The following is an 18,516-nucleotide window of genomic DNA, read 5'->3' on the forward strand; positions in this document are numbered from 1 at the left end:
ATTATTATGTATAAATATACAAACAAAATAATTGTTTTACGGAGGAATACATAAATGAAAAACAAGAAGATCATATCTGGCTTAATGGCAGCAAGCCTCTTGGCTGCTTCCCCCTGGACTCCGGCATTTGCGGAGTCTTTAAAATGGACAAATGTAAATGCATATGAAGAACAGGATGGCAGCCTGTTCAACAGTGAAAACTATGACTTTATGAAATTCTCGGAAATCGGTGTTAAGCTTGCTGAATTGGAGAAGCAATCGAACCGCATCAAAGTTGAGGTAAAAGGACAATCGTCAACAGGACAACCTCTATACGTCGTGACAATCGCAGCGCCTGATACTCAAGGCAAATTCGGTAAAATCCAGGCTTTAAGAAAGCAAATGTTCAAGAATCCTGAAAAAGCCCAGGACTGGATCGCAAATAATCCGGACTTCAAGGTTCCGGTTATGATTAATGGATCAATCCATGGAACGGAATTCGTCGGCAGTGACGCCGTCATGCAGCTGATTGAGCGTTTTGCACTTCAGAATGACGAAACCACTAAGAACATTCTCGAGAATAATATTTTAATATTCAATGTGGTGCAAAATCCTGATGGCCGCATTGGTGCCACTCGCTTTAACGGCGAAGGCATCGACCTGAACCGTGATTTCATCACCCAGTCACAGCCGGAAACACAGGAAACAGTGGCTTTGATAAAGGAATGGAATCCTATGGTCTTCCTTGATACCCATGGATATGTAAAAAATTATGCACCGAATAAGCAAGGCCTGATTGAGCCATGTACAGTTCCGCATAATCCTAATTATGAATATGATCTTTATCAAAAGTGGGCGATGAACCAGGCTGAAGCGATGGAAAAGCAAATCATGTCCAATAAGCCAAACTATACTGGCAGCCTTTATCAATCGATGGAGGGTGTATATGTCCCTCAGCGTGATGACGCAGAAGGCTGGGATGATTATCCGCCAATCTTCACACCAATGTATGCCATGTATCATGGAGCTTACGGCCATACATTAGAAGCGCCTACTAACGACCTTGATGGTGTCCAATGGATGTATAATGCCATCATGGGAGCCCTTCAATATTCAACGGAAAACAAGCAGGAAATGATTACAGATCAAATCGAGATGTTCAAGCGAGGCATCAACTTCGACCACCCGTTCCATGACGAAGGCTTCTTCCCTGCTGCATATGTACTGCCTGTGGATTCTGAAGATCCAACGGCTACCCAGAAGGCTGTTGCCCACCTTCAGAAAAATGATATTGAAGTTGTCCAGGCTTCCAAGTCTTTTACTGCTGAAGGCAAAACTTATCCGAAGGGAACTTATATCGTAAAAATGGATCAGGCAAAAGCCGGCCTTGCCAATACAATGCTATGGGATGGCGAGGATATTACTGAAGATGTTGATGCCATGTACGATATTTCAGCATGGAGCCTTCCTGAACTTTGGGGCTTCGAGGCAATCGCCGTCCAAAATGAATTTAAAGTTACCGCAGCAAAGGTAAATCAGGTGCAGGTACAGGGATCTGTTTCCGGCAAAGGCCCATTCTTGATTCCGAACAGCTCTGTTAAAGCAGTTAACCTTGTGAATACCCTTTTGGAACAGGGGGTTTCTGTAAAACATGATAGCAAAGGCAATTTTTACACAGAAGCTGCGGCGAACACTATTTCTGCAGCCGTTAAAGCTTCAGGCTTGCACATTGAAACAGCAAAAGTTCCGGCAGATGCAGCTGAGATTTCCAGCCTTAAGGTAGCGATCCTCAAGGACGGCGGCATGAATAAAGCACAATCTCATTCAGGCACCAAATTGGCTCTTAAACGACTTGGATTCGACGTTTCTGAAGTGACTCCAGTTGATGTAGCGGAAAAAGGACTTTCCGGCTTTAATGTGTTCGTATACAGCGGAACGAATAGCTTGATTGCAAAAACTCAATTACGCGATGCCAATAAGGAATTTGGCTTCCAGACACCTGACCAGTTCGACAGTTTTAAAGCAAATGTGGATGCATTTTTAGCGGATGGCGGTAAATATATCGCTGTCGGAGCGGGTGCTTCATTAGCCACAAAGACTTTGGGATTGACTGATAATGAAATTGTCACAGCCAGCGGCTATAGCAATGGAATCGCAAAGGTTGATTATGAGGGTTCTGGACTTACGGCTGGTTACAGCCAGGATGACATCGGCTTCGTATACAGTCCTGTATGGTATACGGTCAACGGCAACGATCATGTCTCCGCAGCCTTTGATGACAATGCTGACTTCTTTGCAGCCGGCCATTGGAAAGAAAACACTAAAGCACAAGGCAAACCAGTCATCGTAAAAGAAGAGAATAAGGATGTTACATTGATCGGCCTGGAAGCCGGATTCCGTGACCACACGGATTACCTTTTCCGACTCCTTTCCAACAGCATTTTTGAAAAATAACCAGAAAAAAGCATCGGGATTGCTGTCCCGATGCTTTTTCTAGCTTTCAGTATAGTATTTTTCCAGTATCAGAAAATCTTTTGTTTTCTTGATATCGATTTTATTTTCTGCCGCGAATCCCTCTAAATCTTCAATGATTCTTTCATTTTTAAAATAAGAGGCCTGGAAGCCAAAGCCTTTTTTAGCCTTAATTGCGGCGTTTTTGGAGGCCCAGCCTTGACGCCCGAACTTTATTATCTTTATTTCAGAGGCTGGAAGCACTTTGCGAAAAACCGGAAAAGTAAAAAGTGTGATTTTATATTCGAGAGAATTTTCATTGATGGTTAAATGGAATCTAAGCAGGATGGCGGTTATGGTCATAAGTGAAATGATTATATTTATTCTACCACCGATAAAAGAAGAGATTAAGATTGCTAGAATCAAAATATATAATGTTGATTTTGGCACACCTGCATAATAGGTAATTTAAGCCAGCTCCTTTCCCGTTCGTTAATCCTTATTTTACCAGAGAAATCAATAAAGAGACCACCCGAAAAGGTGGTCTCTTTGATTATAAGTAAAGCCCTGCCAAAAAAATTCCCAATGCCTCTTCATATATTTCATCAAATTGTGATAATGGCAGCGGATTGATTCCGAAGCCTAGCTCTACTGTAAAACCTGGCCTGCGCCAATCCTGGATAAACCAGTCCTTATAGCCTGCATAGCTTTCAATCGTCTGGACCGGCTGGTAGCCGCTTACCCGGGCAAACTCGTTAACCATGGCTTCTGATTCTGGCGGCTCCAGGTTGTCAAAGCCCCAATAGATGACCTCTCCTTGCGTATGGAACGCCAGTACTCTCGAAAAATCCCGTTTCTTTGTCAGATCGGCCATGGCAACTGCTTCAGGCTCTGAGAGCGGACGTTCCCCTACATAATCCCTCGGGCCTGGCTTAGTCGGATTACGTGCCTTCTCAAGCTCCCATTTTGCCGGGAACTGGTCATTCAGATCCACACCTCGGATATTCGCCTTCCAGCCTGTGAAATCCGTGCTGCCATTATTCAGCTCAACAACGCGGTCATTCCATGGCTCTGCTTCCGGCGGCCCCTTCAATACCAATTCCACGCCATCCGGGTTGACCATCGGCACAATCGACAGGGTTGTTTGGTTATAAAAGTTCGCCATTGACAGGCCGCGGATTGATACTTTGTTTGTCACAGCAAGCAGGTAATCATTCAAAAATGTCATGAGCACTGGTGTCGTGATCCATTCATTCGCATGGAAGGAACCATTATAATGCACTCGCTTGCTGCCCTTGCCAATCAGGGCTTCAGGAATATTTTTTCCAAGAACGGAATTTCCGATCGATGGCACTTGCATAAATGGATAGATGCTCTGCAAGCGTTTCAAATCATTTGTCAATGTATCATAATCATAATTTTTCTTCCCCTGGACAATCCTCCATGTCACCCTGAGAGGAATCTTGATCATCTGGCCGATATACAGCCCGTTAGGATTAATATTCCGGTTTGCCAGCAGCAGCGCATCCACCTGCAGATTCCTGTTCCGGGCAATCGACCACAGCGTGTCTCCGGCCCTGATCCTATAATCCACCGCAGCATAACCCGGAATTTTTACCCGCTGGCCTGCCATGAGGGCATTCGGATTCAAATCCGGATTAGAATCTATGATCAGCTGGAGAGAAACATTAAAAACAGTGCTGAAGTACCAAAAGGAATCTCCCCTTCTTACATATATATCCATAGAGCTCCTCCTCTCCATAACGTTGCGTCTATATATATGTATGTAAGTGCCTTTAAATTCTGGCAGGAATATTTAAGAATCAAAAAAATAGCCGCAAATTTGCGGCTATTCCTGACTCTGTCCAGTTGCATTGCTGGGCGATTGTTGTTCGGTTAGCTTCTGTAAAAACCAATTGAGTGCCCATGTGCTGATTGGCTCTGCTTTTTCCCGCCGTGAACGTACTTGGCTGACCGCTGCTGCGAAAATACTGGATCAAAATCATGGCTGCAGATTGTCATGCTTCCATTGCCTTAATCCAGCCAGATATGCCCTAATAGTTATTTTATAGCTATCATCCAAATCAAGCGGCATCCCAAAACCGCCTTTTTGTTCAAGCGAAGCAAAACCATGCATGATGCTCCTTAGCCCCCTGACAGCATGGATCGCTTCATCTTTTTTCAATCCAAACGGCTCAATGGCATCGACAACCAGATCCACTATTTGCTTGCCTGCCTGATAAACCAGTTCATCTTCAGGATGAGGTGCAGCCAATGCGGCTTCATATAATCCAGGATTGGTACGGGCGAATAGCAGGTAGCTTTCACTGAGCGCAAGGACACCTTCTTCCCCAGGCTGTTTCGCTGCGGAAGCTGATGTTAAATCTGTATATAGCTTTTCAAGTGACAAGATGGCCAGCTCCCTCTTTATTCCTGGGAGTCCATCAAAGTGGTTATAGAGTGAAGGAGGCTTTATGTTCAGCTTTTTTGCAAGCATAGCAAGGGTAAGGCTGTCGCTGCCATGTTCATTCAAAAGCTCTGCTGAGGCCTGGAGGATGGTTGTTTTATCAAGTGCAACTTTCGGTCTGGGTGACATGCTGGCAATCTCTCCTTTTATTTTGCTAAAACGGCTTCAGCCTTTTGGATCGCTTTTTCAAAATGCGCTGATGGCGATTTCAGCAGTTCGCCATGTCCTACAGCAAGGATGTCCGGTTTAAGTTCCTGGATAAGTTTAGCGCTTCTGAACGCTTCTTCTTTATTCCAGGTAGCCATTGCCGGAAAAGGGAACCATGGGACTGTGACGCCGGAAACCGCGGTGCCGCCCCTCGTCTGGAAGGCATCACCGGCAACGAGTGCATTAGTCCTTTCATCAAGGAAGGCCATTGAGCCAGGTGTATGCCCGGGAGCTGCAATTGCCCTCAAGGATCCGATTTTATCTCCGTCCTGTAACAGGATATCCGGCCTTGTTTTAATGTTTTTAGGAATTCCTCCGCGAATTGGTGTCTGCGGCTCGGAAGAATCAAGCGATGTATCCCCCGCCAGCAGCCTTGAATCCCGCTTTGAAATATATACTGGAACCTGTAAAATCCCCTTCAGCTCATCAAGCGCCCCGATGTGGTCTCCGTGGGCATGGGTCAGAAGGATTTTCGCAATAGGCTTCCCAATCTTGTTCGCCGCCTCCATGATCGGCTTTGCACTGTTCGGCAATGCTGCATCAATGAGGGTGAGCCCATCCTCTTCTTCGATAAAATAACAATTCACCGGAAACACTTTTGGCATAAACGTAAGCTGATATAAATATCCTTCTTTTATTATTCTCATACATAATCACTCCCGATAAAACTAATATCATTAGTTTTATATTAACTAATGTCATTAGTTTTAACAAGAGTAATCTTTCGACAAATTCCATTGGCAATTTGCTAACCCACCATAGCGTTTAGGCTGAAATTAGAAATTGATACGTTAATTTAAGTAAAAAAGCAGTAGCCTTCGCCGCTGCTTCAAGTTCCTCTTCCCTATAAGTCAATACTTTAAATAACTTATAAAACCTTGCTGAGAAAAGCTTTCGTACGCTCATGCTGCGGATTTTCAAAAAGCTCTCTAGGCTTGTTCTCCTCGATGATCATGCCGCCATCCATAAAAATGACCCTGTCACCGACTTCCCGGGCAAAGCCCATTTCATGGGTGACGACAAGCATCGTCATCCCTTCGCGCGCCAGCTGCTTGATGACCTCCAGGACTTCGCCGACCATTTCAGGATCGAGCGCTGATGTCGGCTCATCGAACAGCATGATTTTCGGCTCCATCGCCAGAGCCCGCGCAATCGCAACACGCTGCTTTTGTCCCCCTGAAAGGGATGCTGGGTAGGCTTGTGCCTTGTCCTCAAGCCCAACCTTCCGCAGCAGCTCCATCCCTTTGGCTCTCGCCTGCTCCTCAGGTACTCCCCTTACTTTCACGGGAGCGAGCATGATATTTTCAATCACTGTTTTATGAGGAAACAGGTTGAAATGCTGAAAAACCATGCCCACTTCTTCACGAACCTTATTTATGTCTGTTTCCTTAGCAGTAATATCTACCCCTTCGATCTGGACATGGCCGCCGGTGATTGTTTCGAGCAAATTGATACATCGCAGGAAGGTTGATTTGCCGGATCCTGATGGACCAATTACAACAACGACTTCCTGCGGTTCGATGACAACATCGATGCCATTCAGCACTTTATTGCTTCCGAACGATTTTTGCAGATTCGTCACTTTTATCATTCTGTATCGAGCCTTCTTTCCAATTTATTTAATAGGAAGCTAAGGGAAAGTGTCAGGATTAAATAGATAACAGCGGCTGTCAGGTAGGGTTCCCAGACACGGTAATACTGTCCTGCCATCGAGCGTCCCCAGTACATGATTTCCGGCGTGGCGATGACCGCAGCGAGTGAGGATTCCTTGATCAGCACGATGAACTCATTCCCAAGCGGGGGAATCATCCGTTTAAAAGCCTGCGGAAGAATGATATGCCTCATTGCCTGTACATGCGTCATGCCGAGAGAACGCGCGGCCTCCATCTGCCCCCGGTCTATTGACTGGATCCCTGCACGGAAAATTTCCGCTATATAAGCTGCCGCGTTCAAGGAAAGCGCAATGATGGTGGCAATGACGCCATTCGTCTCCCCCATAAAAATCGGTACCACGCCAAAATGGATCAAGAGAATTTGCACGAATAGCGGTGTCCCGCGAAAAAAGGTGATATACCAGTCAAACGGCAGGGCAAGCAGCTTCCTCCGCTGCATCTTCCCAAGACCGATGAACAGTCCCAGGATTGTCCCAATCGCAATTCCCGCCAGTGAAAGCCCAATCGTCACAAGCGTCCCTTTTAATAGATAAGGAGAATATTCAAGGATAATATCAAAACGAAAATCCATAGCTTGACCTCCAGGATTGGAATGCTTAATAAATTTATAGATATAAGAGCAACAAGTAAGTAACTCGAATCTTGGTATTTTCCCTTATAAAAAAATGCGTAACACTAGTTTAAGAGTTACGCATCTTCTAAACCTAGTTGTTAACCACCCTTACTTGGCAGCCTTTTGGGCTTCCTTAAGTTTTTCCATGTTCGGCTGCTGTCCGAACCACTCCTGATAGATTTTTTCATATGTGCCATCTTCGAATACTTTTTCAATCGCTTTATCGAAATCCGCCTTCAGTTCGGTTCCTTTCGGAAACAGGAGCCCGTAGAACTCAGCTTCAAATGCGCCGCTGTCTTCGATTACCTTCAATTTTTCATTTGGGTTATTCTTTGCGTAGACTTCTACTACACCATTATCCGCTACGACAGCATCTGCACCGCCGCTCATCATCTCCATGATGGCAAGGTTGTTGTTTTCGAATTTTTTAATATCCTTATGGTTTTTGCCCAGCAGTTTATCCATTGCTTCCTGTCCTGTTGTTCCGTTCTGGACTGCCACTACCTTTCCCTTCAGATCAGCAGCACCTATGATATCACTGTCTTCCCTTACCAGAATTTTGTTCGTGGACAGGAAATATGGCAGCGAAAAGTCATAGGTCTGCTTCCGGTCGTCGTTGATTGTGATCGAAGATATTGCTATGTCCGCACGTTTGCTCTTGATCTCAACGAAAATCGGATCCCAGCCTACATGCTCAATCTTCAGCTCATAGCCTGCTTCCTTTGCCACTGCTTTTAAAAAGTCAATGTCAAAACCGACGATTTTATCGCCTTCCATGTATTCAAATGGTGCATATGCTGCATCTGTCACTACTCGAAGCTCTTTCCGCTCATCTTTTGACCCGTTTCCGCCCGTTTCTTTAGTATTGCTGGTGCCGCATGCCGAAATAACCAATGCGATTACCATCATTAATATCAGAACAAACAACCTTTTCTTCATCCTTGCTGCCCCCTCTTTTGTAAAAAAAATGCCCATAACTTTTAGTAATTTATATGTAGGAGAGCAGGCTTGTATTACTTGAAGACCTTAAGAAAAACTTATCAATTAATATTGGAAACTTAAAATTTCCTTATCCTTCCTGTTCAGATAGAATGAAAGAAAAAGGAGGGGTCAGAATGACATTTACATTTAAAGCAATCGACCATGTACAGCTTGCAGCGCCAAAAGGATCGGAGGATAAAGCAAGGCAGTTTTTCGGGGAGATCCTGGGCTTTGAAGAAATCGAGAAACCGCCAGTTTTGAAAAAGCGCGGCGGGGTGTGGTTCAAGTATGGCAGCTGCCAAATCCACATCGGGATTGAAGAGCCGTTCGTGCCTGCCCAAAAGGCGCATCCTGCCTTTGAGCTGGAGCATATTGAAGGTTTAAAAAAGCATCTAAAGGAGTCAGGTGTTGAGTTTATCGAAGACGATAATCTTCCTGGCGCCAACAGGATTTATGTTCATGATCCATTTGGGAACCGAATTGAACTGCTTGAGTGGGATTAATCAAGCGCTTTGCCGGCTAGCTCTATTGGTTTTCATTCCCAACAAAATTTGGTATAATATTTAGAAACGCGAAATATCCGTACCAAGAAAGAAGTGTTGATGGAATGACACAGCAGCAAAAGGCAAGACGCAACTTGATTATCATGTGGTTCGCAAACTTCTTCATCGCCGGAAGCATGACCATGGTCATGCCTTTTCTATCTTTATATATTGAAACATTCGGCAATTTTTCGGAAAGGTATGTCCAGAACTGGTCCGGCATCACGTTCAGCATCACCTTTGTGACAGCATTTCTGTTCTCCCCTGTCATCGGCCGGATGGGTGACCGGTTTGGGCGGAAAAATATCCTGATTTTCATGGCATTCGGCATGGGCTTGTCGATCTTCCTGCTTGGTTTTGCCCATTCAGTGTGGCAGTTATTTTTGTTGAGGATGTTCATGGGTTTGTTCTCGGGATTCATCCCGGTCTCCCAGGCGCTAATTTCCACTCAGACTCCAAAGGAACAGGCCGGCAAGGTATTAGGTACACTGCAGACGGGCAGCATAACAGGTTCCCTGCTTGGCCCGATGATTGGCGGGGTATTGGCTGATTCCCTCGGATATGCGGCAACGTTCCAATCTACCTCTGTGTTCATCCTGGTTTCTGGACTTTTGGTGTTCAAGGTGATGGAGCACCGAATTGACATTAAAAAAGGCACCAAGACAAATTACAGCCGCAAAGAGGTTCTTCAGCATATTTTCAGCAACCCCGTAATGGTAAATGTACTGCTCATGTCAATGCTCGTCCAGATTGCACACTTCAGCATCCAGCCGATTCTTTCTCTATATGTCGGCGAGCTGCACGGACATGAGAATCTTGCCTTTTATTCAGGAATCGCCTTCTCAGCTGCCGGTCTGGGGAACTTAATGATGGCGCGGAAATGGGGTCAGATTGCCGACCGCATCGGTTATATCAAGATCCTTGTCGTTCTTCTGTTTTTATCCGCGATCGTCTATTTGCCAGGCGGATTTGTCACGAATATCTGGCAGCTCGTCCTGATCCGGTTCCTGCTAGGAATCACAATAGGGGGCATCATCCCGGTCAGGGTGGCATATATCAGGCAGGAGGCCCCTGTTGCCATGCAGGGAGAGGTCCTAGGATACAATACAAGTCTTCGCTTCTTCGGAAACATTATTGGGCCGGTCCTCGGCGGTTTCCTGGCAGGCTACTATGGTTTCACTTCTGTTTTTATCGTGACAAGCGGACTCCTGCTTGTGAGCGGTCTTGTACTATACGGCTCCATGCAGCGGAATCCGCAGTATGTTAAAGATACTTTTTAATATCAGAACAAGACTGGATCAGCTTATGATTCAGTCTTTTTTCTTCCTTTTTTACTGTAAACGTTATCAGCATGCAGTTTTCATTTTTTAGACAAGGGTAGTTTTACATAGGAATAATAGTTTGTGGTAGAATACTCTTCATACTTACACACAGCAGGTGATAACTATTGGAAGTACAGGCACTGCAAGAGGTTGAAAAACTAGCCTTAAAAAAGCAGAAGATTTTCAAGCAGAGTAAGATCAGATATTTGGCGAGGGCAGCACTTGCCTCAATGTTCATTGGGTTTGGGGTTATTGTTGCGTTCAAGACTGGTAACTTTTTTTATGCGGAACATTCACCGTTCGCCTACCCGATCGCAGCGATCACCTTTGGGGCTGCCATCATTCTGATTTCCTATGGCGGAGGGGATTTATTTACAGGAAATACATTTTATTATACTTTTGCCGGTCTACGGAAAAAGATGGCCTGGCTGCAGGTTGTCCGTATGTGGGGCTATAGCTATCTCGGAAATATACTGGGAGCAGCAGCATTTGCTTTTCTTATCTATACGACCGGACTCTTCGACGACCCTCATGTGAACGGATTTTTGTTAAGCGTTGCTGAAAAGAAAACAATCGCTCCAACGTCTGAGCTGTTTTTCAGGGGGATTCTTTGTAACTGGCTGGTCTGTATGGCCTTTTTCCTGCCTATGTCAATGAAGGGGGACGGTCCGAAAATGTTCGCGATGATGCTATTCGTCTTCTGCTTCTTCATATCAGGCTACGAACACAGCATTGCGAATATGTGCACCTTTGCAATCAGTTTGGTGCTTGACCAGCCTCAATCCGTTACCTGGGGAGGCGTATTCCATAACCTCATCCCTGTGACAATTGGAAATCTGATTGGCGGGGGCATCATGATGGGCTGGATGTACTATTATGCTAATAAGCCATATTTTGAAGAGATGGAATAAGTGAACAAAAAGCGCAAGCGACTCGTTCAGCCCCGAAAAGCGCTGGAGCTGGATTAAGACAACTCATATAGTTATCAACATTAGATCACTCTAATAAAACGGCTGCGAACCAACCAGGGATTCGCAGCCGTTTTTTCGTTTAAAAAGGGTTTAATGCTTCTGCTTATAATAAGTGATGCCAAGGGCAAACGCCAGCACGGTCCCTTTTACAATATCCATTGCATAATAAGGGACTGACATCATGACGAGGCCGTTTTGCAGGATGCCAATCAGAACGGCGCCAACGAAGGTCCCGAACGCATTGGGCTTTCCAGCGCCAAGCACGGAAAAGCCAATGAAGGCTGCGGCCACTGAATCCATCAGGTATGGCGAACCTGCATTGATTTCAGCTGTCATGACGCGTGATGCAAGGACAATCCCTCCGATTGCGGCGAACAGCGCGGATAAAATATAAGCTGCTGTCTTATAGCGATTTACCGCAATACCGGAAAGCCTTGCAGCTTCCTTGTTACCGCCGATGACATACATATAGCGGCCATGCTTGGTGTATGTGAGGAAAATATGGACCACAATCACAGCGACAGCCATGATCAGGATAATCCATGGAACCTGACCGATTTTAGCAAAAAATGCACTGATTGTTCCTGCTGAAAAGCTGCCGTCAGCCATGATCATGTTTTCCGAAACGGTTGCACCCTTAGTATAGGTCAGCGCAGTACCCTGGATGATGAACATCATCGCCAGAGTCATCAGCATATCTGGAATCTTCAGCTTCAAAATCATGAAGGAATTGATTGCTCCTACGATCAATGCTGCAGCAATCGCCGAAAGAATCGCGATCAGCGTGTTCTGCGAGAACCAGACAAACATCGAGATGACAACCGCATTCGATAAAGAAGCGACTGAGCCGACAGATAAATCAAAGCCATCGACCGTAAGCGATATCGTGATTCCGATTGCAATGATCGTCACAATCGAAATCGATCTTAGAATATTGATGATGTTATCAGCAGCGATAAAAGATGGATTGGCTGCTGCGAAAATGCCGATCAGGACAAAAATAGTCAGGATGGTTCCATATTTGTATAAGAACTGAAAGAGTTCAAATGATTTCTTGGGCGGTGATTCTTGCTGTAAAGGAAGGTTTGCATCCATTCTATCTGCCTCCTGTTGAATAAAATAAAAGTTCTTCTTCGGTTGTCTGGTCTGTTTCCAGTTCCTTGACCGGTGTTCCATCATAGAGGACATACACCCTATTGGTGATTCCGATAATTTCTGAAAGCTCGGACGAGGCATAAATGACACCTTTCCCCTGTTCTGCCAGACGGGCGATCAGCTCGAATATGTCCCTTTTCGCACCAACATCAACACCTTTTGTCGGCTCGTCAAAAATATATACCTCCGCATCGGCAATCAGCCATCTGCCAATCGCCACCTTTTGCTGGTTGCCGCCTGAAAGGTTCTCTACCTTTGCTGCTTCCGAAGGTGTCTTGATCCCCAGAGCCCCGATATATTCCTGAGCGGTTCTCCGTTCCGCTTTCCTGTTGATAAAGCCCAGGAAGGTGCTGAACTTTTTCAGGTTCACTGCAGACAAGTTGGAGGCAACTGATTCGGCAACAAGGACACCTTCCTTGCGCCGTTCTTCAGGAACTAGGGCAAGCCCATTTTTAACCGCGGCATGCGGACTGCTTAGCTTAAGGGTTCTTCCTCTCAGCTTTACTGAACCTGTCACATGCGGCGCTGCGCCAAATAATGCCTTGCATAGCTCAGTCTTTCCTGCACCGACCAGACCAGCGATCCCAACAATTTCTCCAGCCTTAACATGAAAGCTGGCTGATTTGACTTTATCCCCGTCATTCAGGTTTTCTGCTTCAAGGAGGATTTCGCTGCTTGTTATTGGGATTCTATCTGGAAATTGATCCTCCAGCTTCCTTCCCAGCATGTATTCAATTACCTGATTCGCATAGGTGTCTTTTGTTTGCTTTTTTACAACAAACTCGCCATTTCTCATGACAGTCAGCTCATCACACAGTTCAAAAATTTCTGGCATCCGGTGGGAAATGAAAATAATCCCGACGCCATTAGCCGCCAATTCACGGGTAATCCTGAATAATTCGGTTGTTTCTGTATGGCTGAGCGGTGCGGTTGGCTCGTCGAGTATCAGGAACGTACAATTGCTGGAGATGGCCCTGGCAATCAGCACTAGCTGTTTTTCAGCAAGAGTCAGCTCACCGGCAAGCTTTTTTGCCGGGATACTCAGGTTCATTCCCTGAAGGATTTCTACGGCCTGATTGAATAGCTGCTTCCAATTGATCCAATGCTGGTTTCCCATTGATTGCACGGTGTGGTTCAGCATGATATTTTCAGCGACTGTCAGCGAAGGAATGATCGCCGTATCAACTTCCTGGTACACGGTCTGGATTCCAAACCGCTGTGCATCTGCCGGCGTCCGGATGTCGATTTTTTCATCTGCCAGGAAAATCTCCCCTGTATAGTGTCCATATGCACCGGAAAGGACCTTCATCAACGTTGATTTGCCTGCTCCATTCGCGCCGATCAGTGCCTGGATTTTGCCTGTCTCTGTGATGAAATCAACGTGGTTCAGTGCGCGCACACCGGGAAACTCTATGCTGATTCCTCTCATCTCTAGTTGTTTAGCTGCCATCCTGTTTCAGCCTCCCCCTATTAATCTGCAAAGCAGACACTCTCTTAGGCTGAGAGTGTCTGCAGGAGATGGTTTGATTTTTAGTGACTGGAAAAAACGGCTTGAAATTTCCAGTTCGTCGATATATTGGTGTTTTCCGCCGATATATTCTATTTTTCGTCGATATATTTTATTTTTCGTCGATATAATTATCTTCTCGCAGATAATTCTTATTTTCTGCTGTTGTCTGATGCAAAGTTGCTGTTAAAATGGCTGATTTCCTTTAAAGTGAGACCAGTTTTATAATTCGGCTGCGTTTTTTTACGAACACGGCTTATTTTTTATAATGATCTCGCAATTTCTTCATCCAGTCCTCTTCGAACGCATCCGATTGGCCCCAGCCAGGGATGATGTCTGCAAGGTTCACCATGTTGACCTTCTCTTTGGACTCCTGAAGCTTTTCCTGTGAAATCAATGCTGCTTCAAGATCGTATGTTGCTGGTGTTTCTTCACCTGCAAGCTTTTTCGCAAGAATTCTCATATTTACCGCACCAATCAGCTTTGGATCAACAGCAGCAGTATATTTCCATGAGCTTCCTTCACCCTGGATTTCCTGAAGGTCAGCATTTGATACGTCAATTCCGTAAATCTTGACTTCATCGCGGCCTGCTTCCTTGATTGCACGGGCAGCACCGATTGCGAATGCGTCCCATGTTGCAAAAATCGCATCGATTTCACCTTTTGGATGCTTGTTCAGCATCGCTGCCACAGCATTCTGTGTCTGGACACTTGTATCTGCAGCGGCAACTCCGAATCTCTCGACTTCCTTGATGCCTGGATTTGCTTTCAATGTTTCCTCATAAACTTTGTTTCTTCTAACCATTGGCGGGAAACCGTCCACCCATAGATAAACAATATTGGCTTCGCCGTTCTGTTCTTTTACAAGCTGATCAAGTGCCAGCTTGGCAAGTGCTTCATCATCCTGGGAAGTTAGAGTGACACCTTCCACCTGAGATATATCTGGATTTGAGTCAAATGTGACCACGCTTTTTCCTTTTTCAGCTAGCTTTTTCACGTCTTCAACCGTTGCCGCATCGTCACCATGTGAAATCAGGAAACCATCGTAGTCCTGCTGAAGCGCCTGGTTGATGGCATCATGGAACTTCGCTGTATCGCCATTTGCTGTGAATACGTCCACCTTGAAGCCGAGCGCTTCGCCTTCTGCCTTAGCACCAGCAAGATATTGGGCAGTATGATCATCCCCGCCGATTTTGCGGATGACCTTGATTTTTACTTCTTCCCCTTTTGCGAACCGGTCTGGCACTCCTTCAACCGGACCGCTTGCGGTCTTTGTTTCTCCGCCGCCGCAGCCTGTCAGAAGCAGCGCCGCCGCAATTGCTGTTAAAAATACTTTCTTTACACCATTTCTCTTCATGTCTAGATCCCCCTTATGTGTTGATTTGCTTTTTGATAAACACAAACAAAAAAACCTCTCCAGAAAAGAGAGGTTTCATCAACGCAGAAGTACAAACGGATTCTTCCTCTCTTATCTTTCAAAACATATAAATGTTTTGCAGGATTTAGCACCAATTCCATAATGGAACGGTTGCCGGGCGTCATAGGGCCAGTCCCTCTGCCACTCTTGATAAGAGAATTTCTTTATTAAGTTAACGGAGCAAATCGATAAACTTACTTTAATCTCCTATAATGATATTGTCAATATTATTATGAAAATTAAATTTTATGTAATTATTTTATTTGAAAATAATACTCACGAATAGGGACTTCCCAATGCAAAATAGGCCTCATAAAAAAGAAGACTCCCAAAATAGGAGTCTTCCATTCCCTCATTATCCCCTGCCTGCGGCGGTCATCCACTCATACTGCCGAAGCTTTACTTCGAACAGTGTCAGCGGGTCACGGTACAGTTCAGGATTTAATCTTAATTTTTCAAGCTCAGTCTTGCCGTATTGAATTTCATTTTCTGCTTCTTCCACGGCTTTCTCGAGCTCAATGAATGGATGTTTGAAGAACAGGTTAACATCGCGTTCAATCGATTTTTCAAAAATCTCGAATTGCTGCAGGAATTTGTTGGCGATTGTGACGCCGATATCATAGTAATCTTCTGTTTCAATGTAGGTTTTATAGCGATTATACAGCATGGTATTGTTTTGCGGCAGCACTCCGAGCAGCTTGCCGGCGCTTTTCAGGAAGAACTGCTGCGGTGTTGAGCGGTGCATGATGTTTACTTTTTCATAAAAGATGCCATTCGTCATCCTGTCGGCGTCGCGGCGCCAGTCATCAAGCACCCTGAAGTCGCAATCAAGCTGCAGGCGATCATCACCATACATTGCATTGAAACCTTCTGCCATTTCGTTCAAATACGATTGGCTATGGTCGAATTCATCCTTCGAAAATTGGATCCAGTCCTCAAGTGTTTCGCGGAACTTCGGCAGGACGGTTCCATCGAAATATTCCTGGATTCTTTTATTCATTTCTTCATCAATTTGATCGTGCAGCTTTCCAAAATCACTTTCCTCTGTAACTAAATCAGAGCAGCTCCGCAGAATTCCGGGAACCTTCTCGATGATATCTGCACGGGTATCGTCCTTGATTTTACGGAACGATTTTTTGATGGAGCGAGATTTTTCTTCCTCAATATCGCCAAGCTGATTGATTGCGCCATTCAGCTTCACAACCATTTCTTCATTCCAGCTGATTGATTCCATATGGTTGTTCTCGATTTCGATTCGCTTATCCAGAAGATACGTGATTGCCCTTCTGACGAAGAATTGCAGCTTGCTTGTGCGCTCTTCCTCAAAATCGATGGCATTTTTATTTGTTTTTATAAAATCGGAGAAGTCCTTGAGCTGCTGCTGGGTATCATAATTAGCCGAGAAGGCGAACATCTTCGCTTCAGGATAATACTGGCTGATTTCAGTCCATGTATTGTCAAATACCTCAATCGCTTCCTGCTGGCTGTAGATCACATCCATTTTATTCAACAGGAAGTGGATCGGCAGGTTCGGGAAATATTCGGAGATCTGCGTAAGGATTTCCCTCTCCTTCTCTGTAAAAGGATCATTTGCATTTAGCACGAACAGCAGGCTGTCGGCATACCTCAGATAATTGAACAGCGGGTGCTTGTCATAGTTATTGCGGTTGACTCCTGGTGTGTCGATTAAAGCCAGGCCATGATCGCGCAAGAATGGGAATTGCGCTTTGAAGTCAATAATCGTCTCGTTTTTATGCGTCTGGCGGCGGACTCCAACTGACTCCTGGAAATCCTCCACTTCGTGAATTTCACGCACGGCTGTATCTGTTATTTCATGGATTTCTGTGTTTTCTTGGTCTTTGAACTGGATTACTGCTGCAGTTGGGGCATTGATCAATTCTTCACCAATGATCGTATTGACAAAGGATGACTTGCCATTGCCTGATACACCAGCAACAAGAAGGTTGTGGGTATTTGATTCATTTAATTCCTGCACCATCCATTTTATCCGGTTTCCAACTTCGATTTCATGCTCCTCAGCCCATTTGATGATAGCTGAAAATAACTCCATGCTATCCTCATAGCCATTATTGTATTCCCGTGAATTCAGGACCAGATTTTCTGCATCATGGATCGCAGACGGGCTGATTTTCGATGGAAAGACTTCATTCCAGGCAATGATGGATGATGCTGACACCAGGCTATTTGCCGGTGTCGTGATTTTTAGCCAGTTCGTTAAAAGCTCAGGAATCAATGGAGAAATTTCTTTGATTAGACGATCGCCATTGATTAGTTCAAAATATGCTTCCTGATAAACTGGTGACAGCTGGCTCCAGCCGTCCCTCCTGTTGCCGTCCATGCCGCTGAATAAGTGGTTGAACTCTCTCAGCCATGTCATATACGTGCTTTGGCCTTTATAGCTATTCCATAATGAAACAGCCAATTGCTCAAAACGGCCACGGTCTGCCTGGAATAACACCGATAAAGCTGTGCTGAAATACGCTGGCTCAAATGCTTTAGTATAGCCGTGGACTACATATTGATTCAGTACGTCGAACCATTTCGGCGATCCTGTCCGCACACCTTCTTTGACAGCCAGTTCAACCGCGTTATCCCAATCCTGGTGCTCCTCAAAAAAGGCGCGCGCAATCTCTGTCACACCTGGATAATCCGGGTCAAGGACGACGGTTTCCTTAATGATTGCCACCGCTTTTTCAAGGCTGCCCTGCTCGATATAAAGAGACAGCAGCTGCAGGCCGCTCTCGATTTTCAATACTGTGCTGTCCGTCTGGATGGAAAGATATAGATCTTCTGCAGATGAAAGAAGCCCAAGCTCAAGGAAGGCATCTCCCATGTTCTTCTTCGCCCAGGGCTCGAGCTCGTTCGTGATGTTCTCCCATTTAAAAATCGCTGCTTCAAAATCCTTGTTATGAAAATAGACCTCACCCTGCGCAAACCGGATGTAGGACAAATCAGGCATATCATTCTTCTGCTCAGCAAGGTATAATTCACCAAGAACGCGGACCGGATGGACCCGTTCCCCTGATTCCATATATGTTTCAAAATACGACTTTTTGATTAGTTGCTCCTCAAATGTCATGTCCTTCCTCCGACTATCTGAAATATAAAACCATAAAAAGAGCCCTCAGACTCCTTCAGGCTAATGAATGAATAATCTTAACATTTCCCTTTTCCTCAAGGCATGAGCCTTCAAACCTTATCATTGTATTC

At 45.2% G+C, this 18,516-nt stretch carries 14 protein-coding genes and 1 riboswitch; of the genes, 4 read left to right on the forward strand and 10 right to left on the reverse strand.

Annotated features, from left to right (window positions below):
- Positions 1–54 precede the first annotated feature (54 nt).
- Entirely contained in the window at positions 55–2,433 is a 2,379-nt protein-coding gene (locus tag AC3EBE_RS20235) for a M14 family zinc carboxypeptidase (protein ID WP_488596825.1), read from the forward strand.
- A gap of 550 nt (positions 2,434–2,983) precedes the next feature.
- Here the strand turns inward: AC3EBE_RS20235 and AC3EBE_RS20240 are convergent.
- From AC3EBE_RS20240 to AC3EBE_RS20265, 6 genes are all read right to left on the reverse strand, one after another.
- Positions 2,984–4,174, reverse strand: coding sequence for a M14 family zinc carboxypeptidase (locus AC3EBE_RS20240; RefSeq protein WP_488596826.1), 1,191 nt, complete (start codon positions 4,172–4,174; stop codon positions 2,984–2,986).
- Positions 4,175–4,432: 258 nt separating this feature from the next.
- Positions 4,433–5,026, reverse strand: a complete 594-nt coding sequence (locus AC3EBE_RS20245; protein ID WP_488596827.1) for a TetR/AcrR family transcriptional regulator — start codon at positions 5,024–5,026, stop codon at positions 4,433–4,435.
- A 17-nt stretch (positions 5,027–5,043) separates the two neighbouring features.
- Complete coding sequence (locus tag AC3EBE_RS20250; protein WP_488596828.1) at positions 5,044–5,751, reverse strand: MBL fold metallo-hydrolase; 708 nt, start codon at positions 5,749–5,751, stop codon at positions 5,044–5,046.
- A 221-nt stretch (positions 5,752–5,972) separates the two neighbouring features.
- Entirely contained in the window at positions 5,973–6,695 is a 723-nt protein-coding gene (locus AC3EBE_RS20255; RefSeq protein WP_488596829.1) for an amino acid ABC transporter ATP-binding protein, read from the reverse strand.
- Positions 6,692–7,348 (reverse strand): amino acid ABC transporter permease, encoded by a 657-nt coding sequence (locus AC3EBE_RS20260; RefSeq protein WP_488596830.1) that lies wholly within the window; start codon positions 7,346–7,348, stop codon positions 6,692–6,694. Before AC3EBE_RS20260 ends, AC3EBE_RS20255 begins: the two co-directional genes overlap by 4 nt.
- Before the next feature lie 150 nt (positions 7,349–7,498).
- Positions 7,499–8,329 (reverse strand): basic amino acid ABC transporter substrate-binding protein, encoded by an 831-nt coding sequence (locus tag AC3EBE_RS20265; RefSeq protein WP_488596831.1) that lies wholly within the window; start codon positions 8,327–8,329, stop codon positions 7,499–7,501.
- A 176-nt stretch (positions 8,330–8,505) separates the two neighbouring features.
- On the opposite strand from AC3EBE_RS20265, the gene AC3EBE_RS20270 reads away from it, so the two are divergent.
- The 3 genes from AC3EBE_RS20270 (at position 8,506) to AC3EBE_RS20280 (ending at position 11,146) form a co-directional block, all read left to right on the forward strand.
- Positions 8,506–8,874: a VOC family protein gene (locus tag AC3EBE_RS20270; RefSeq protein ID WP_488596832.1), complete on the forward strand. Its 369-nt coding sequence runs from the start codon at positions 8,506–8,508 to the stop codon at positions 8,872–8,874.
- Between the two features lie 104 nt (positions 8,875–8,978).
- Positions 8,979–10,193, forward strand: a complete 1,215-nt coding sequence (locus AC3EBE_RS20275) for an MFS transporter (RefSeq protein ID WP_488596833.1) — start codon at positions 8,979–8,981, stop codon at positions 10,191–10,193.
- Between the two features lie 167 nt (positions 10,194–10,360).
- Entirely contained in the window at positions 10,361–11,146 is a 786-nt protein-coding gene (locus tag AC3EBE_RS20280; protein WP_488596834.1) for a formate/nitrite transporter family protein, read from the forward strand.
- Between the two features lie 150 nt (positions 11,147–11,296).
- Here the strand turns inward: AC3EBE_RS20280 and AC3EBE_RS20285 are convergent, their stop codons facing one another.
- The 4 genes from AC3EBE_RS20285 to AC3EBE_RS20300 all read right to left on the reverse strand — a co-directional run bounded on the left by AC3EBE_RS20285 (position 11,297) and on the right by AC3EBE_RS20300 (position 18,385).
- Positions 11,297–12,301 carry an ABC transporter permease gene (locus AC3EBE_RS20285; RefSeq protein WP_488596835.1) on the reverse strand — a complete coding sequence of 335 codons (1,005 nt, stop codon included), beginning with the start codon at positions 12,299–12,301 and terminating at the stop codon, positions 11,297–11,299.
- Position 12,302: 1 nt separating this feature from the next.
- On the reverse strand, positions 12,303–13,811 hold the full coding sequence (locus AC3EBE_RS20290) for a sugar ABC transporter ATP-binding protein (protein ID WP_488596836.1): 1,509 nt from the start codon (positions 13,809–13,811) through the stop codon (positions 12,303–12,305).
- 313 nt (positions 13,812–14,124) lie between these two features.
- On the reverse strand, positions 14,125–15,225 hold the full coding sequence (locus AC3EBE_RS20295) for a sugar ABC transporter substrate-binding protein (RefSeq protein ID WP_488596837.1): 1,101 nt from the start codon (positions 15,223–15,225) through the stop codon (positions 14,125–14,127).
- A gap of 108 nt (positions 15,226–15,333) precedes the next feature.
- A riboswitch (SAM riboswitch) is annotated at positions 15,334–15,442 on the reverse strand.
- Between the two features lie 198 nt (positions 15,443–15,640).
- The gene (locus AC3EBE_RS20300; protein WP_488596838.1) at positions 15,641–18,385 is read right to left on the reverse strand and encodes a dynamin family protein; all 2,745 of its coding nucleotides are present in this window, start codon (positions 18,383–18,385) and stop codon (positions 15,641–15,643) included.
- Positions 18,386–18,516 lie beyond the last annotated feature (131 nt).

It is taken from the genome of Mesobacillus sp. (assembly GCF_057785455.1).

Bases quoted from the DNA above. Each gene is read 5' to 3' on its own strand.
- AC3EBE_RS20235 (WP_488596825.1), top strand. From the start codon at position 55: ATGAAAAACAAGAAGATCATATCTGGCTTAATGGCAGCAAGCCTCTTG.
- AC3EBE_RS20240 (WP_488596826.1), bottom strand. From the start codon at position 4,174: ATGGATATATATGTAAGAAGGGGAGATTCCTTTTGGTACTTCAGCACT.
- AC3EBE_RS20245 (WP_488596827.1), bottom strand. From the start codon at position 5,026: ATGTCACCCAGACCGAAAGTTGCACTTGATAAAACAACCATCCTCCAG.
- AC3EBE_RS20250 (WP_488596828.1), bottom strand. From the start codon at position 5,751: ATGAGAATAATAAAAGAAGGATATTTATATCAGCTTACGTTTATGCCA.
- AC3EBE_RS20255 (WP_488596829.1), bottom strand. From the start codon at position 6,695: ATGATAAAAGTGACGAATCTGCAAAAATCGTTCGGAAGCAATAAAGTG.
- AC3EBE_RS20260 (WP_488596830.1), bottom strand. From the start codon at position 7,348: ATGGATTTTCGTTTTGATATTATCCTTGAATATTCTCCTTATCTATTA.
- AC3EBE_RS20265 (WP_488596831.1), bottom strand. From the start codon at position 8,329: ATGAAGAAAAGGTTGTTTGTTCTGATATTAATGATGGTAATCGCATTG.
- AC3EBE_RS20270 (WP_488596832.1), top strand. From the start codon at position 8,506: ATGACATTTACATTTAAAGCAATCGACCATGTACAGCTTGCAGCGCCA.
- AC3EBE_RS20275 (WP_488596833.1), top strand. From the start codon at position 8,979: ATGACACAGCAGCAAAAGGCAAGACGCAACTTGATTATCATGTGGTTC.
- AC3EBE_RS20285 (WP_488596835.1), bottom strand. From the start codon at position 12,301: ATGGATGCAAACCTTCCTTTACAGCAAGAATCACCGCCCAAGAAATCA.
- AC3EBE_RS20290 (WP_488596836.1), bottom strand. From the start codon at position 13,811: ATGGCAGCTAAACAACTAGAGATGAGAGGAATCAGCATAGAGTTTCCC.
- AC3EBE_RS20295 (WP_488596837.1), bottom strand. From the start codon at position 15,225: ATGAAGAGAAATGGTGTAAAGAAAGTATTTTTAACAGCAATTGCGGCG.
- AC3EBE_RS20300 (WP_488596838.1), bottom strand. From the start codon at position 18,385: ATGACATTTGAGGAGCAACTAATCAAAAAGTCGTATTTTGAAACATAT.